We start from the raw sequence: 16,079 nt of genomic DNA, 5'->3' as shown, positions 1-16,079 counted from the left end.
ATGAACAAGTATTTACTTTCTTTACTCGCTTTAGTCAGCGTACCGGTTTTAGCCGCTACTCCTATTAATGAGCAAGCTTTGCAAGCCTGTAGTTTTATTGAAAACGACTTTAATCGTTTACTCTGCTACGACAACACCATTGCCGGAAAGTCATTAACACAACCAGCGCAAAGCCAGCTAAGCAAATCGGCACAAACAAATGTAAAAGCTGAGGCTCCCGCTGCAACAGCGCCTGTGGTCACTAAAGTAAAAGAGTTTGGTTTAGAGCATAAAGAAATTGCTGAAAATGGTGAAAAGTCTATTACATCAATGATTTCTTCTGTTAAAAAAGCACCTTATGGTGAGCTAATCATTACCTTAGAAAATAACCAGCAATGGCGTCAAATTGGCTCAGATAGCTTAAGATTAGACGAAGGTGATACTGTTATTATTAGCCGTGGCGTATTTAACTCTTTTTTACTTAAAAAAGCAGATCAAAACCGTTCAATTCGTGTAAAACGTACTCAGTAATGCAATACACGTTAATTGATGCTGGCGTAAATTTAACTAATCATCAATTTGATGGTCAGCATCAAGAGGTGCTCGCCAGAGCAAAAGATGCGGGCGTAAACAGGATGCTGATTATTGGCTGTGATATAACCTCCAGTGAAGAATCATTAGCACTTGCTGCGCACTATAATCAATATGCTACCGCTGGTATTCACCCTCATGACGCTAAAACAGCAACCCCTGAGCTTGAGCAACAACTTACTCAGCTCGCTCAAAATGAGCATGTTATTGCCATAGGTGAATGCGGACTAGATTACAATCGCGACTTTTCCCCTAGAGATATACAACGTGCTGTTTTGCGTCGTCAGCTCGCATTAGCTGAAAAACTCAACTTGCCTGTTTATTTGCATGAACGTGATGCCAGTGAGGATATGCTCACTATTTTAAAAGAATTTACTGTTCGCGGTGTACTGCACTGCTTTACAGGCAATGCGCAAGCACTCTCAGGTTACTTAAGTTTAGGACTTTATATTGGTATTACCGGCTGGGTATGTGACGAACGACGTGGCGAGGAGTTACAGCAACTTATACCGAGTATTCCTATTGAACGTTTATTAATAGAAACCGATTCGCCATTTTTAATTCCTCGTATTGTTAAACCAAAGCCAAAATCAAGACGAAACGAGCCAGCATTGCTGCATTATGTGTGTGACACGCTTGCTCAGCTTTACGACATTCCAGCATCTGAAGTGGCAAAACATACTCGTGAAAACTTTAATCGCTTATTTGGATTAGAGAAAAAATAATGCGCATCTACAGCACCTTGCTGGCATTCATTTTGGTGTTTTTTACATCCTGTTTCCCTGCAACTGCAATTGATATAAATAGCGAATTTAGCTCAAAAAAAATAGAGTCGATTCATTATTCGTTTACCCCCAACTCACTAGAAGATGCACAACAAAGCAACTTACAACAATGGCAGTCACTTAATAATAAACCGCTTAATTTAGGTCTTGAAACTCGCCCTGTGTGGATTCAATTTCAACTAAATAATTATCTTAATAAGCCAACAGAGCCAATTTTATCGTTAGATAACCCACTTCTAAACAATGTATACCTGTACCACTTTATGGGTGAGAAGCGACTAAAATCGGAACATTTTGGTGATGCTCTTCCTTTATCTGATAGAGCGATTAAAAGTGAGTCTTTGTTGGTTAAATTAACACTTCCCGCTAACAGCGAAACCACCGTTTATCTTAACGTTAATAATAATGCGGGAATCGGGCTTCGCGTTCCCCTCACCTTATGGCAACAAGATGCATTATTAGCCCATAAAAGTATGCTTAACTTGCACTATGGATTACTGATTGGATTTATTTTTTCTTTGGCTATCAGTAGCTTGGTTTTATTTGCTTTTTCACGTAAACATTATTTTGCCTATGCCGGTGTGATTACACTGATGCTTAGCCTATTTTTAGCATATTTAGGCGGATTTGGGTTTCGTTATGCCCCCCCAAACATAGCAGCCTTACAGCAATTAATGCTGCCTATTTTGCTAATGCTGATCACGGTGTTGTTTCTTCCTTTACAGCGCTATGTTTGCATACCCATTAAATCCAGCTTAGTTAAAGGGCAAACAATAATTACCACCTTATATGCATTGGTTATTGTACTTATAGGGTTGCTGCCTACTCCAAGCGTGGCTTTGTTTGCTATTTTAAGCATTCCTGTCATTTTAAGTTATCATGTTGTCACAACATTATTTTACTTACGAAAAAACCCCACGAGCCCCAATAAATCTCTATTAATGGCACTCGGGTTCTTTTTAATTGTAGTCATTCATTTTTCCGTTGCGTTAACAGGCCTGTATACCGTCACTAGATCCAGCTTAATACTCACCTTCGCGGCCTCTTTAAGCTGCTCATTTTGTTTAAGCTACACCGTCATAAAATTATTTATATTACAACGCGATGAGCAAGTCACAACACAACAGGCATTGATTGCAAAAAGTGCAGCGCAAGACGCGTTGTTAAATGAACGAATTGAATTACAAGATCGCACTCGTCATGAACTTGAAAACCAAGTTGATGAGCGCACCTTTGAGTTACAAGTCACGCTTAGGGAACTTGAAGATAAGAACCGTGAGCTTGAACAACTCAATATGGAAGATGCCCTAACAGGGGTAAAAAACAGGCGCTTCTTTGATAAAAAAATAATCATGGAAATTCGCCGTTCACGCCGTGAGCAAACACCCTTGAGCATCATTATGCTTGATATAGATAAGTTTAAAGAAATCAACGATACCTATGGCCACTTAACCGGCGATCAGGTAATTCGAGCAGTCTGTGATGTTATTAAACAACAATTAAAACGTCCCCTTGATGAAGTGGCGCGTTATGGTGGTGAAGAATTTGTCGTCCTGCTACCCAATACTAATAATCAAGGTGCGTTAGCTATTGCCGAGCAAATACGGTGCGCAGTAGAAAAAAACACTGTCAGTGTTGCAGGTACTACGATTAAATACACCATTAGTGCCGGTGTTTATACTCATATTGCCGATGATGTTCATAACCCTGAAACATTTACTGAGCGTGCCGATAAGGCACTCTATCTAGCAAAACAACATGGCCGCAATCAAGTGGTTAATTTTCCAATCTCACAGTAGGAGCGTATAACTTATGGCCCAATCTGGACTAGACCTTTTCCCATATACTCGCATGCGTAGAATGCGCCGTAATGATTTCTCTCGTCGCCTTATGGCTGAAAATCAGCTGAGTGTTAATGATCTTATTTACCCTGTTTTTGTGCTTGAAGGTAAAAACCGTCGTGAAAGTATTGAATCGATGCCCGGCATTGAACGTTTGTCAATTGATTTACTGCTAGAAGAAGCTAAAGAATTAGTTGATTTAGGCGTCCCTGCGCTTGCTATTTTCCCTGTTACCCCTGCAGATAAAAAGTCTCTACTCGCTGAAGAAGCGTATAACGATGATGGCTTAGCACAAAGAACTGTTCGCGCATTAAAAGAAACCTTTCCTGAGCTTGGCGTGATCACCGATGTTGCACTTGACCCATTTACTGTGCATGGTCAAGACGGCATTCTTGATGATGCAGGTTATGTAATTAATGACGTCACTACCGAAATTTTAATTAAGCAGGCGCTATCACACGCACATGCAGGTGCTGATGTTGTTGCCCCATCAGACATGATGGATGGGCGTATTGGTGCAATTCGTGAAGCCCTTGAAGCCGATGGCTTTATTCACACTCGCATTATGGCCTATTCAGCAAAGTATGCATCAAGCTACTATGGCCCATTTAGAGATGCTGTCGGTTCAGCAGGAAACCTAAAAGGCGCTGATAAAAAAACTTACCAAATGGATCCTGCCAACTCTGATGAAGCTATTCGTGAAGTGGCTCTTGATTTGCAAGAAGGCGCCGATATGGTAATGGTTAAGCCAGGTATGCCTTATTTAGACATTGTACGCCGCGTTAAAGATGAATTTGGTGTACCAACATTTGCTTATCAGGTAAGTGGTGAGTACGCGATGCACAAAGCCGCTATTGATAACGGCTGGCTGAGTGAGGAAGCCACTATTATGGAGTCTCTATTAGCATTTAAACGTGCAGGTGCTGATGGCATTCTGACTTACTTTGCAAAGCAGGCTGCCCGCTATTTAAATAAGTAATAAAAGCATATTGATATAAAAGGGCTTTATTGCCCTTTTTTTATGTTTAAGAACAACACATAGTTGGCATTTATGCAGCGTTACCCCCTATTTTTATAGATAGTAATCACACTACACAGGCTCTGCCTTACCTAAAACCAAACACACAACTGTACGTTCTACCTCAAAAAAATAACAAAACTTAATATTGTTAACATTCTGTATTCTATTTGTAATCATTTTTCATTACACTAAGCGTCCCATTTGGGGAAACAAAAACACGGGAAAAAATAATAATGTTGAAAACAAAAATAACGCCATTAGCGCTTGTGTTAGCAAGCCTCAGTGCACCCGCTACCGCAAACCTCGTTATATCAGAATACGTAGAGGGCAGTAGCTATAATAAAGCAGTAGAACTATTTAATAATTCGACAACCCCATTGTCATTGGATGGCTATACCCTAAGTCTCTATTCAAATGGCAATACAGAGGCGAACAATACGCTCGATTTAACCGGTGAACTTGCTGCTAATAGCACGTATGTCATTGTTAATGGTAATGCTTCAGTTGAATTAAAAGAAAAAGCAGATCAACTCAGCGCCGTCACTAACTTTAATGGTGATGACGCACTGGTACTTACGCAAGGCTCAACCGTTATTGATAGCTTTGGTCAACGCGGCGTAGATCCAGGTTCATTTTGGTCTGAAGGTGGCGTACAAACGCAAAATAAAACACTGCGCCGTAAAGAAACTCAATTAAACGGACGCACTGATGCCGATGGCGCTTTTAATCCAAGTGAGCTATGGCTGCAATTTGATCAAGATGATTTTAGTGATCTAGGTATCTTTGCAGGGAATTCTTCACCTAATCCAGATCCTGAGCCAGAACCTGAAGATCCTTTACTATGTGGCACTGATAAAACATTAATTAGCAGTATTCAAGGTGAAGGCGCAAGCAGTCCACTGGTTAACACTGTGGTTGAATTTGAAGGCGTTGTGACAGCTGATTTCCAAGCAGATGATCAGCTCAAAGGCTTTTTTGTAAATTCACTTAATAGTGATGAAGATGCAAATCCCCTTACTTCTGAAGGTGTATTTGTTTACTTTACCAATACTGATGTTAATGTTGGCGACCATGTTCGCGTACAAGGTACTGTTGAAGAGTACTTTGATGCCACCCAAATTGGTAATGTTAGCCAAGTTGCTATTTGTGATACCGGCCTTTCAGCTTATCCTACTAAAATCACTTTACCCGTTATCGATCAAAGTGAGTTAGAAGCATTTGAAGGTATGTTGGTGACCCTAGAGCAGCCATTAGTTGTCACGAATAACTATGGTTTAGGTCGTTACGGTGAATTAGAGCTTGCCACCGAACGTTTATATCAAGGGACACAAGTTGCACTTCCTGGTGCGGCAGCAAATGCGATTGAAGCGCAAAATCTAACTAAAAAAATACTCGTAGATGATGGCTCAACTCGTCAAAATCGCGACCCTATTGCTTACCCTGTACCTGGATTATCGGCAGAGAATACGCTGCGTACTGGCGATACAGTAAATACCGTAACTGGCGCCCTAGCGTACAGTTTTAGCACTTACCGTATTCACCCAACGGTCACACCTCAGTTTATAGCTACGAATCCACGCACCGATGCGCCAGAGTTAAACCCTGACGCTGATTTACGTGTTGCCAGCTTTAACGTACTTAACTACTTTAATGGCGACGGCCAAGGCGGCGGTTTCCCAACTAGCCGAGGCGCTGACTCAGAAGTAGAATTAATTCGTCAACAGGCCAAACTAGTTAGTGCTATCAGTGCTATGCAAGCTGATGTGATTGGCTTAATGGAAATTGAAAATGACGGCTTTGGTGAATTTAGTGCTGTTGCAAGCTTAGTAAATGCACTTAATGATGCCGACAGTCAAAATCACTATGCATTTGTGGACTTTGGCGTTGATAAAATCGGCACCGACGCCATTACTACCGCGCTTATTTATCGTGCTGATAAAGTACAGCAAGTAGGAACAGCAGCGATTACAACTGACGCGCCTTTTGACTACAGCAATCGCGCACCTATTGCGCAAAGCTTTAAGTCTTTAGAGACAGAAGAAGTCTTTACTGTTGCCGTTGCCCACTTAAAATCTAAAGGTGGTTGTGGAAGTGCAACTGGTGGAAACGCTGATCAAAATGACGGCCAAGCATGTTGGAACGAAATTCGAACTGCTGGCGCCAATGCATTTGCTGATTGGTTAAATAGCAAACCAACAGGGGTTGATGATGAAGATATCATTCTTGTTGGCGACATGAACGCCTATGCAATGGAAGATCCTATCCGTGCATTTGCTGATAAAGGCCTTAAAAATGTGGTTGCTGAGCTAGATGGCAACACTTTAGGTTACTCTTATAGCTTTTCTGGCCGAGCGGGTAGTTTAGATCACGCCCTAGTCAGCCCAAGCTTATTAAATAAAGTAGTCAGTGCAACCGATTGGCACATTAATGCCGATGAGCCTATCTCGCTTGATTATAACGTTGAATTTAAATCTGACGCACAACAATCAACCTTATATGCTCAAGGTCCTTACAGAGCGTCAGATCATGACCCTGTTATTGTCGATATTCGCTCGACCATTATCGCGCCACCTGAGCCAGAACCTGAAGTAATTATTGGCGAAATTAATAATATTGGCGGGTGGTTTTGGTGGAAAAGCTACAGCTTTGAAATCCCACAAGGTTATGACGAGCTAACGGTTAGCCTTGACGGTGGCTGGGGTGATGCAAACCTATTTGTACGCCATAAAAGAAACCCGACTCTTTTCAGAAAAGATTGCGCCTCAATAAGCTTCGGTAATAGCGAAAGCTGTTCATTTACCAACCCTAAAGAAGGTAAGTGGCGAGTGCGTGTAAACGGCGCCATTCCTTTTGGTAATGTTAAATTAACGTACAAAGCAACAAAGTATGCTGATTAAGCTTAATTAGTCGGTTAACAATTAGGTATTGTGACCTAAAATATCTATATAGTTACTCAAAAGCCGCTTTCGCGGCTTTTTTATTTTTTATTTTTTATTTTTTATACAAATGTAATTCAGACAAGCTTCAGCAAACATTGCTTACTATCTATGCAAACCTTGATATGGCCTTTATCAAATTTCACACCTTTCATTTATTGTTTAATAAATACAAAATGTGAAGCTGCGTTACTACACCTGCGCTAAAACGATAATTGCCCAGTCCTGCTAACCCATATAAAAACCATTGAGATAGACGTTACTCTCGCTGTAACTATATTTTTATAAAGGATTCAAAATGAAAGAACGCATTCACCTTATATCAACTTGTCAAAGGGCTTTTAAACCTTTGGTAGGGATGTTGATAGTTTTTTCACTATGGGGAACGAACAACGCCATTGCAGCAACCTCATTAGAAGCGGCAATACCACAAGGCAGCTTATTTGATGTGATAAGTGCGCGTGCTAAAAAGCTTGCTGAGCAAGATTATATTGCACCTAAAAACATACAAATAGAAGCGCTCAATAGTATTGATTATCAAGACTACCGCTCAATCCGCTTCAAACACGATCAATCGGTATGGAAAGATGAAAGGCTTTATGAGCTGCAACTGTTTCACCCAGGTTTTTTATATAAAACCCCAGTCAAAATCAATATCGTTGATCACGATGCCAAGCTTAGCCGTCTCCCATTTAGCACAGACTTTTATCAATATGATGGAACAGCAGCACACCTAAAAGATGAAATAGCGAAAAGTGTTGAAGGTACACAGTTAGGGCATGCTGGTTTTAGATTGCACTACCCACTAAATAACGATGACTATAAAGATGAAATTATGGTGTTTCAGGGCGCTTCTTACTTTCGCCTAGTTGGACCTAATCAAGTTTATGGCTTATCCGCACGCGGATTGGCAATTGATACCGCACAAACATCTGGTGAAGAGTTTCCTTCATTCAAAGAGTTTTGGTTAGTAAAACCAACACCAGAGCAAACTAATATTACTATTTTTGCTTTACTCGATAGCCCATCGGTAGCGGGAGCCTACAAGTTTGAAATAGACCCAAACACACAGACACGTGTTAACGTCGACATGCAAATTTTTGCGCGTAAAGATGTTAAAAAGCTAGGTATAGCGCCATTAACGAGCATGTTTTATCACGGTGAAAATAGCACTAAGTTTTTTGATGATTACCGCCCTGAAGTACATGATTCAGATGGTTTGCTCACGCAGTCACAAGAGAGTAATTGGGTATGGCGTCCGCTTAATAATCCATCCCAACTCAGTGTAACCTCTTTTTCATATGAGAATCCAAAAGGCTTTGGCCTTGTGCAGCGTGACCGTGACTTCAATAACTACTTTGATATCGAAGCGCATTACCATGACCGCCCTAGCCTTTGGATAGAACCACAAGGTGAATGGGGCAATGGCCGTGTTGAGCTAGTAGAAATTCCAACAGATACTGAAACAAACGATAATATTGTAAGTTATTGGGTTCCTGAAAAGCCGTTCAAAGCAGGAGAGGCATTAAAGTTTAGCTATAAAATGACGACGTTTAATGATTATCTAAGCCAAAATAATTTGGCCAAAGTAGCTAGAACGCGTATTGGTAGTGCCGCATTACCTGGTGAAGATAATCCACCGCCAAAAAGCCATCGTCAATTTACTGTTGACTTTACCGGCCCTGATATCAATCAGTTATCAGCAAAATTAGCACTTAGCGCAGATCTTCAGCTTACTACCGGTGAAGCCCGCGATATTACAGTGCAAAAATTACCAAAATCATTAGGTTGGCGTGTTGCTTTTAAAGTCGCTCCCCAAGGTAGTGATCCTGTAGATATGCGTTTATCGCTAAAGCTACGTAATAAAGAAGTGAGCGAGGTATGGAGCTATGTTTGGTATCCAAATGACATCAAGTAAACAAAGCGCAGGCACGCCGATGCCTTTTAAAACACTTCGTGTGTGGTTATTTGCTATCGCTGCTATTGGTCTTTCAGGCTATGGCATTTCAATTATGTTTGAAATTTTAAATTCAAATGGCATGACCTTACTTGAGTATGCACTTCTTGCTTTATTTTCTATTACTTTTGCGTGGATAGTCACCGCATTTTGTAGTGGTTGTATTGGTTTTATACTGCAGCTATTTCGGATAGATCCACTCACACTTAAAAAAATAAAGCCGGTCTCTATTAACAGTGAAGCATTGTCACAGCAAAAAACGGCTGTGGTTATGCCTATATATAACGAAGATACGCACAGAGTGATTGCAGGCTTTGAAGTCAGCTTACAATCATTAAAAGCGACAGGGCAATTAAAACACTTTGATTTTTATTTACTAAGCGATACACAAGACGCAACTATTGCTAGTAATGAATTAAGTGCATGGCATGCGTTATGTGAGCGCTTAGGTGATACTGCAAAGCAGGTATTTTATCGTCGCCGTGAAGATAACAAACATCGTAAAGTGGGTAACTTAACCGACTTCTGCGAGCGCTGGGGTAGCCAATACGAGCACATGATTGTATTGGATGCTGATAGTGTGATGACGGGTCAGTGTATGCTAGAGCTCACTACCAGTATGCTGAATAATCCACAAGCGGGATTGATTCAGACTATCCCTATTCCTGTGCGCCAAGATACCTTTTTTGGACGCTTTTTACAGTTCGCTTCAATTCTTTATAGTCCAATGTTAGCTACCGGATCTGCTTTTTGGCAAACCGATAAAGCCAATTACTGGGGCCATAATGCCATTATTCGCGTTAAAGCATTTATTGATTGCTGTGGCTTGCCAACACTAAAAGGTAAAGCGCCTTTTGGTGGTGAAATTTTAAGTCATGATTTTGTGGAAGCCTCTTTATTACATAGCGCGAATTGGGACGTATTATTACTTGCCGATATTGAGGGCAGTTACGAGGAAGTTCCGAGCAACATATTAGATTATGCTGTACGCGACAGACGCTGGGTTCAAGGTAATATTCAACATCTTGGCTTATTATCATCAGCAAAATTAAAGCTAATGAGTAAGCTGCATTTTTTACTGGGTGCAACCGCGTATATATCATCACTCATTTGGTTATCTATGCTGGCGTTAAGCACCATAGACGCGGTAACACGCGCTTTAAATAGCGATGTCTATTTTAATCGCGCCTATCAACTATTTCCAACTTGGCAAATAGCCAAAACAGAGCTCATTGACTCATTACTTTACTTAACTATCATTATTTTATTATTGCCTAAACTCATGGGCGTGATTGTTACCTTAGTGCATAGAAAGCAGCGCTTTGGTGGTGCATTAAAACTTACTTTAGGGTCTATAATTGAAACCGTGTTTGCCATTATTGTGGCACCATTAATGATGGTTTTTCATGCGTATTTTGTAGTCTGTGTATTTTTAGGTAAAAAAGTAAAATGGGACGCTCAACCGCGTGAAGGCAGAATGGTGCCATGGAAAGAAGCGTTTAGTTATACATTGCTTTCTTCGCTGGTTGCCATTGTATGGGGTAGCGTTGCTTATTACTTTACGCCGGTCTTTTTTTGGTGGTTATCTCCTATTTTATTAGGGCTCATACTCGCTGCACCTATTGTGCGCTATTCAAGTAGTATCAAGCTAGGCGTTAAGCTCAGGCAGTGGGGAATTTTTCTCTGCCCGAGTGAAGTCGATAATGATGCAACATTAGCGGCACTTAAAGTACACCTCAAAGAGATAACCGTTCCACCTGCAGGGCGTTATTCAACAGCAATACCGCTGTTACCACAAGAACATAAAGTAACCATGCCTATTCAGAGCTTTAGTGGTGAATCACATCGTAAGAAGTTTAAAGCACTCATCACAAAAACAGCTAATAAGCTAAATTAAGTCAGCTATTTTGAAGATTTGTATAGCCATAATAAATAAAAAAGGAGCAACTAACTGTTGCTCCTTTTTTATGACCGCACGTTTTAATTTTCGAGCTTAATAACCTTCAGACAATAAAAAACCCGCAACACGTGCGGGTTTTTTTAAAGAGTTAAAGTGCTAATTACTTAGCTGCTTTTTTCTCTTTTTCTGCAGCAATTACTGTGTCAGCTACGTTTTGTGGACATGGTGCGTAGTGTGAGAACTCCATAGAGAACTGACCACGACCTGATGTCATTGTACGTAGTGAACCGATGTAACCGAACATTTCTGATAACGGTACGTCTGCTTTAATGCGAACGCCAGTTAAACCAGCTTCTTGGTTGCTTAACATACCACGACGACGGTTAAGGTCACCGATTACGTCACCTACGTGATCTTCTGGCGTGAACACGTCAACTTTCATGATTGGCTCAAGAAGTTGTGCACCCGCTTTAGGGATAGACTGACGGAAAGCGCCTTTAGCTGCGATTTCGAATGCGATTGCTGATGAATCCACGGCGTGGAAGCCACCGTCGAAAAGTTCAACTTCAACGTCAAGTACTGGGAAGCCAGCTAGAACACCTTCGTTCATCATTGACTTAAAGCCTTTCTCAACTGCAGGCCAGAATTCTTTAGGTACGTTACCACCAACAACTGAAGATGTGAACGTGAAACCAGAACCCACTTCGCCAGGCTTGATACGGTAATCGATTTTACCGAATTGACCAGAACCACCAGATTGTTTCTTATGCGTGTAGCTATCTTCGACTTCACGAGTGATAGTTTCACGGTAAGCAACCTGTGGTTGACCAACGATAAGGTCTACACCGTAAGTACGCTTAAGGATATCTACTTTGATATCTAAGTGAAGCTCACCCATCCCTTTAAGGATAGTTTCACCTGAATCTTCATCAGTTTCAACTTGGAAAGATGGATCTTCTGCAACCATTTTACCGATAGCAACACCCATTTTCTCATTACCGCCTTTATCTTTAGGCTGTACAGCAATCGAGATTACTGGAGTTGGGAATACCATTGGCTCAAGTGTTACTGGGTGCTTAGGATCACAAAGAGTGTGACCAGTTTGCACGTTCTTCATACCAACGATAGCGATGATATCGCCCGCTTGTGCTGAAGTAAGCTCTTTACGATCATCTGCTTGCATCTCAACCATACGGCCAACACGCTCAGTTTTACCCGTAAATGCATTAAGGATAGTGTCACCCTTGTTAAGCTTACCAGAGTAGATACGTACGAATGTTAATGCACCAAAACGGTCATCCATGATTTTGAATGCTAACGCTTTGAAAGATTCGTCTGCAGATACAATTGCATGCTCGCCGTTTTCGTTACCTTCTTCATCCATAAGAGGTTGAGGATCAACTTCTGTAGGGGCAGGTAGGTAATCTACTACTGCGTCAAGTACAAGTTGCATACCTTTGTTTTTGAATGCAGAACCACAGAATGTAGGGAAGAACGCAAGGTCACGAGTACCTTTACGGATACAACGCTTGATGTCTTCGATTGAAGGGATTTCACCTTCCATGTACGCTTCCATTAGGTCATCGTCTTGCTCTACAGCAGTTTCGATAAGCATTTCATGGTATTCATCAGTTTTCTCTACCATGTCAGCTGGAACGTCAACAATTGAGTAGTTCTCAGGAAGACCTGTCTCATCCCAAACATACGCTTGTTTGTTTAAAACGTCTACAACACCTATGAATTCGTCTTCAATACCAATTGGTAAAGTCATAACTAATGGAGTAGCACCAAGTACTTTTTGTACTTGCTCAGTTACACGGTAAAAATCAGCACCCATACGGTCTAATTTGTTTACGAAGATGATACGTGCAACGCCTGACTCATTCGCATAGCGCCAGTTAGTTTCTGATTGTGGCTCAACACCACCAGAACCACAGAATACACCGATACCACCGTCTAGTACTTTAAGTGAACGGTAAACTTCAACGGTGAAGTCAACGTGTCCAGGAGTATCGATAACGTTAAAACGGTGATCTTTCCAGAAACAGCTTACTGCCGCAGACTGGATAGTAATACCGCGCTCAGCTTCTTGCTCCATGAAATCGGTAGTAGACTCACCATCATGTGTCTCACCGCTTTTGTGGATTGTACCTGTAAGCTTTAGGATACGCTCAGTAGTTGTGGTTTTACCCGCATCAACGTGCGCGAAAATACCAATGTTTCTGTACTTCGATAAATCTGCCATTAATTTTACTCTTAATAAAGTCGATAAATTATTCGGCGGGAGTATAGCATTACTTAAAGCGAACATCACCATAGAAGTCGCTTAAAATGCAATCAATTTATAAAAAACTTGCTTTAAAGATATTTTGAGGTATGAGATGGGCTTAAAAGAGGCACATTATAAACTGTATTTAAACGACTTAAGTCTTTATCAGCGTCATTGTTGAACATCAAAAGCGCAATCGGATGATGACATGAAGCAAACACAATTATTTTGCCCATACAAATCGTTAGTAAAATCACTCAAAACTCATAGTTTTGAATTTGTCGCTAATAACTAAATTACCCGCAGTATTGGCTTTGATTTCATCAATAGTCACACCGGGTGCACATTCTAATAAATGAAAAGCGCCATGTTTTGCAGCGATATAAGCCGACTTATATTTAGAGGCGATCAAATATAGAAAAACACACACAAGCCCACCGCAATAAAGGCAAGTAACTTAACAATCGATTCAAAGGCAATACTGGCAATTAACCCGGGGTTATGCTCACTGGGCTTAAGCCTGCGAGCGCCAAATAAAATCGCAAATAAAGCCAGTAATAACGTAATATAAAACGTACTATCAGCCCACACTTGGTTACTTTGAGTAGGGGCTCGGTCGGTGACTAAGTTGATGCTCTGCGCAGTTGCACTTAGCTGAAGAGAGATATACGCCACAATCGCTATTACTGAAATAAGTGAGATCAGCCCTGACAAACTCGACGATTGCCCATATCGCGTAGCAATAAAATCAGCTAATGACGTGAGTTTTTGTTGTCGACAAATATGTGCAATGCGGCAATACAATTGCCAGCCAAAAATAAATAATAGTGCCCGCATAAGTTGGTGCTAACCACCAACCATTACTTGCGGCTTGCGCAGTTGTGCCATAAAAATCCCATGAGGTACAATTAACACCCAATGATAGGCCATAAATCATGCCCTTGAATGGCAGCATCTTACGCCTATCTGCCCACCCCGCCACTGCAAATAATACTCCTAGGTACACCACGGCAATAAGGCTAATAAACCAAATAGAAAACATATTTTTGTTCTTGTTATTATAATACTTAACTTGGCATAAGGAGAACTGCAGCAAAAATCAGCCCTTACTTTAGTGCTATAAATAAACAAAAAGTTAAAATAAGAATTATTTGCATTTAGGTGTTGACAGTTATTTAAATCTAACTGATAATCAATCTCAACAAGAAGGAAGTACATTGCTTTTTGTGACGGTAAAGTTCATTTGTTTCTCGACCTGAAACAAACGTGTGGCGCACGCTAACAGCTATGGAAACCTGTTATAAACCACAACGCCCCTTGCTGTTTATGACCTGTTTCCGCCCTACTCATTTACTTGCTACATTGCTCATATCGGTGACGGTAGATATGAAACTAAAAAGCCCTTACGGGCTTTTTTTATGCCTATCATTTAATATAAAACCACCCCAAAGTTAATGAGAATCATTTTCATTAAGGTGTTGACAGCCACTCAAATCTAACTGATAATCAATCTCAACAAGAAGGAGTACATTGCTTCTTGTGACTGAAAAATTCATTTGTTTCTCGACCCTGAAACAAACGTGTGGCGCACGCTAACAGCTATGGAAACCTGTTATAAACCACAACGCCCCTTGCTGATTATGACCTGTTTCCGCCCTACTCATTTACTTGCTACATTGCTCATATCGGTGACGGTAGATATGAAACTAAAAAAGCCCTTACGGGCTTTTTTTATGTCTGTAATTTAACGCGTAAAGCCTTAACCTGCGCTTTTATAAATTAACGACGGTTTTTTCGTGCACGTGCTCGGCGTTGTTTTTTCTCTTCTTCTTTGGCTTGCTTTTTCGCCTCTGCTGCCGCGCGCAACCCAGCTACCATTATCTCTTCTTCTTCACGCATGGCAGGTGTTTCCATGGTAATACGACCGATAATGCCATCTCGTAATTCATTAATTAGAATTTCCGACATTTTATACGTATCGATTTGGTTACCACCGCGAATACAGCCGCGCTTTTTACCCGCCATTTCAACAAACTCCCAATCGCTTTCTGGCAGTTCATCTAATTTATAGCGCGCTTTTAAAAGCTCAGGATAAGCATGCAATAAATACTCAGCGGTGTAACTTGCCACTTCTTCGTACTCAATAGCGGTATCACGTATCGCACCGGTTGCGCCTAAACGATAACCTGAGTTTTCGTTCTCTACTTTTGGCCACAGCATCCCTGGCGTATCGTAAAGCATAATGCCATCATCAAGTTTAATACGTTGCTGCGCCTTAGTAACTGCAGGCTCGTTACCGGTTTTAGCCACTATTCGCCCAGCAAGCACATTTATGAGCGTCGATTTACCTACGTTAGGAATCCCCATGATCATGGCTTTAATTTGCTTATCGGCACCGACTTTATGCGGCACTAACTTTTTACACAGTTCATTAATTCGATGCACTTCTGCGGCTTTATCATTACCAAACGCAATGGCTTTTACGCCATTTTCTTGCTCAAAATAGTCTTTCCAGATTTGCGTCATTTTAGGATCAGCTAAATCGGCTTTATTGAGAATTTTGATGACCGGCTTACCTTCTCGTAAGGTAGCCACCATCGGGTTTTCGCTACTGTAAGGAATGCGCGCATCTAGCACTTCAATGATCACATCCATTTGTGGCATTATTTCTTTAATTTCATTTCGGGCTTTATTCATGTGCCCAGGGAACCACTGTATTCCTGCTCTACTCATTTGATTATTAAACCTTTTAATTCAACCCATAACACCATGGGGTACTGTGTGGGGTACTGGGTGAATA

Annotated in this window: 10 protein-coding genes; 7 read left to right on the top strand and 3 right to left on the bottom strand. The window is 41.0% G+C overall.

Annotated features, from left to right (window positions below; genetic code table 11):
- The 7 genes from MTN96_RS27975 to mdoH all read left to right on the top strand — a co-directional run bounded on the left by MTN96_RS27975 (window position 1) and on the right by mdoH (window position 11,007).
- Window positions 1–510, top strand: a complete 510-nt coding sequence (locus MTN96_RS27975; RefSeq protein WP_248533538.1) for a hypothetical protein — start codon at window positions 1–3, stop codon at window positions 508–510.
- Complete coding sequence (locus MTN96_RS27970; protein ID WP_069438906.1) at window positions 510–1,295, top strand: TatD family hydrolase; 786 nt, start codon at window positions 510–512, stop codon at window positions 1,293–1,295. Before MTN96_RS27975 ends, MTN96_RS27970 begins: the two co-directional genes overlap by 1 nt.
- The gene (locus MTN96_RS27965) at window positions 1,295–3,154 is read left to right on the top strand and encodes a diguanylate cyclase (RefSeq protein ID WP_248533536.1); all 1,860 of its coding nucleotides are present in this window, start codon (window positions 1,295–1,297) and stop codon (window positions 3,152–3,154) included. Before MTN96_RS27970 ends, MTN96_RS27965 begins: the two co-directional genes overlap by 1 nt.
- Before the next feature lie 13 nt (window positions 3,155–3,167).
- A complete protein-coding gene (hemB, locus tag MTN96_RS27960; protein WP_069438904.1) occupies window positions 3,168–4,175 on the top strand; it encodes a porphobilinogen synthase in 1,008 nt (335 codons plus the stop codon).
- Window positions 4,176–4,450: 275 nt separating this feature from the next.
- A complete protein-coding gene (locus MTN96_RS27955; protein ID WP_248533534.1) occupies window positions 4,451–7,114 on the top strand; it encodes an ExeM/NucH family extracellular endonuclease in 2,664 nt (887 codons plus the stop codon).
- 337 nt (window positions 7,115–7,451) lie between these two features.
- A complete protein-coding gene (locus tag MTN96_RS27950) occupies window positions 7,452–9,071 on the top strand; it encodes a glucan biosynthesis protein G (RefSeq protein WP_248533532.1) in 1,620 nt (539 codons plus the stop codon).
- Complete coding sequence (gene mdoH / locus MTN96_RS27945; protein WP_138627375.1) at window positions 9,043–11,007, top strand: glucans biosynthesis glucosyltransferase MdoH; 1,965 nt, start codon at window positions 9,043–9,045, stop codon at window positions 11,005–11,007. The genes MTN96_RS27950 and mdoH overlap by 29 nt, the downstream gene beginning before the upstream one ends.
- A gap of 163 nt (window positions 11,008–11,170) precedes the next feature.
- Here mdoH and fusA read toward each other — a convergent pair whose 3' ends face one another.
- From fusA to ylqF, 3 genes are all read right to left on the bottom strand, one after another.
- Window positions 11,171–13,255, bottom strand: a complete 2,085-nt coding sequence (gene fusA / locus MTN96_RS27940) for an elongation factor G (protein ID WP_036983338.1) — start codon at window positions 13,253–13,255, stop codon at window positions 11,171–11,173.
- A gap of 432 nt (window positions 13,256–13,687) precedes the next feature.
- Complete coding sequence (locus MTN96_RS27930) at window positions 13,688–14,116, bottom strand: hypothetical protein (RefSeq protein WP_374276066.1); 429 nt, start codon at window positions 14,114–14,116, stop codon at window positions 13,688–13,690.
- A gap of 942 nt (window positions 14,117–15,058) precedes the next feature.
- A complete protein-coding gene (gene ylqF / locus MTN96_RS27925; protein ID WP_248533530.1) occupies window positions 15,059–16,012 on the bottom strand; it encodes a ribosome biogenesis GTPase YlqF in 954 nt (317 codons plus the stop codon).
- Window positions 16,013–16,079: the final 67 nt, after the last annotated feature.

The organism is Pseudoalteromonas sp. 2CM28B, assembly GCF_023161935.1.
The sequence above is the reverse complement of the archived record's forward strand: the minus strand, read 5'-3'. Positions and strand labels throughout refer to the sequence as shown.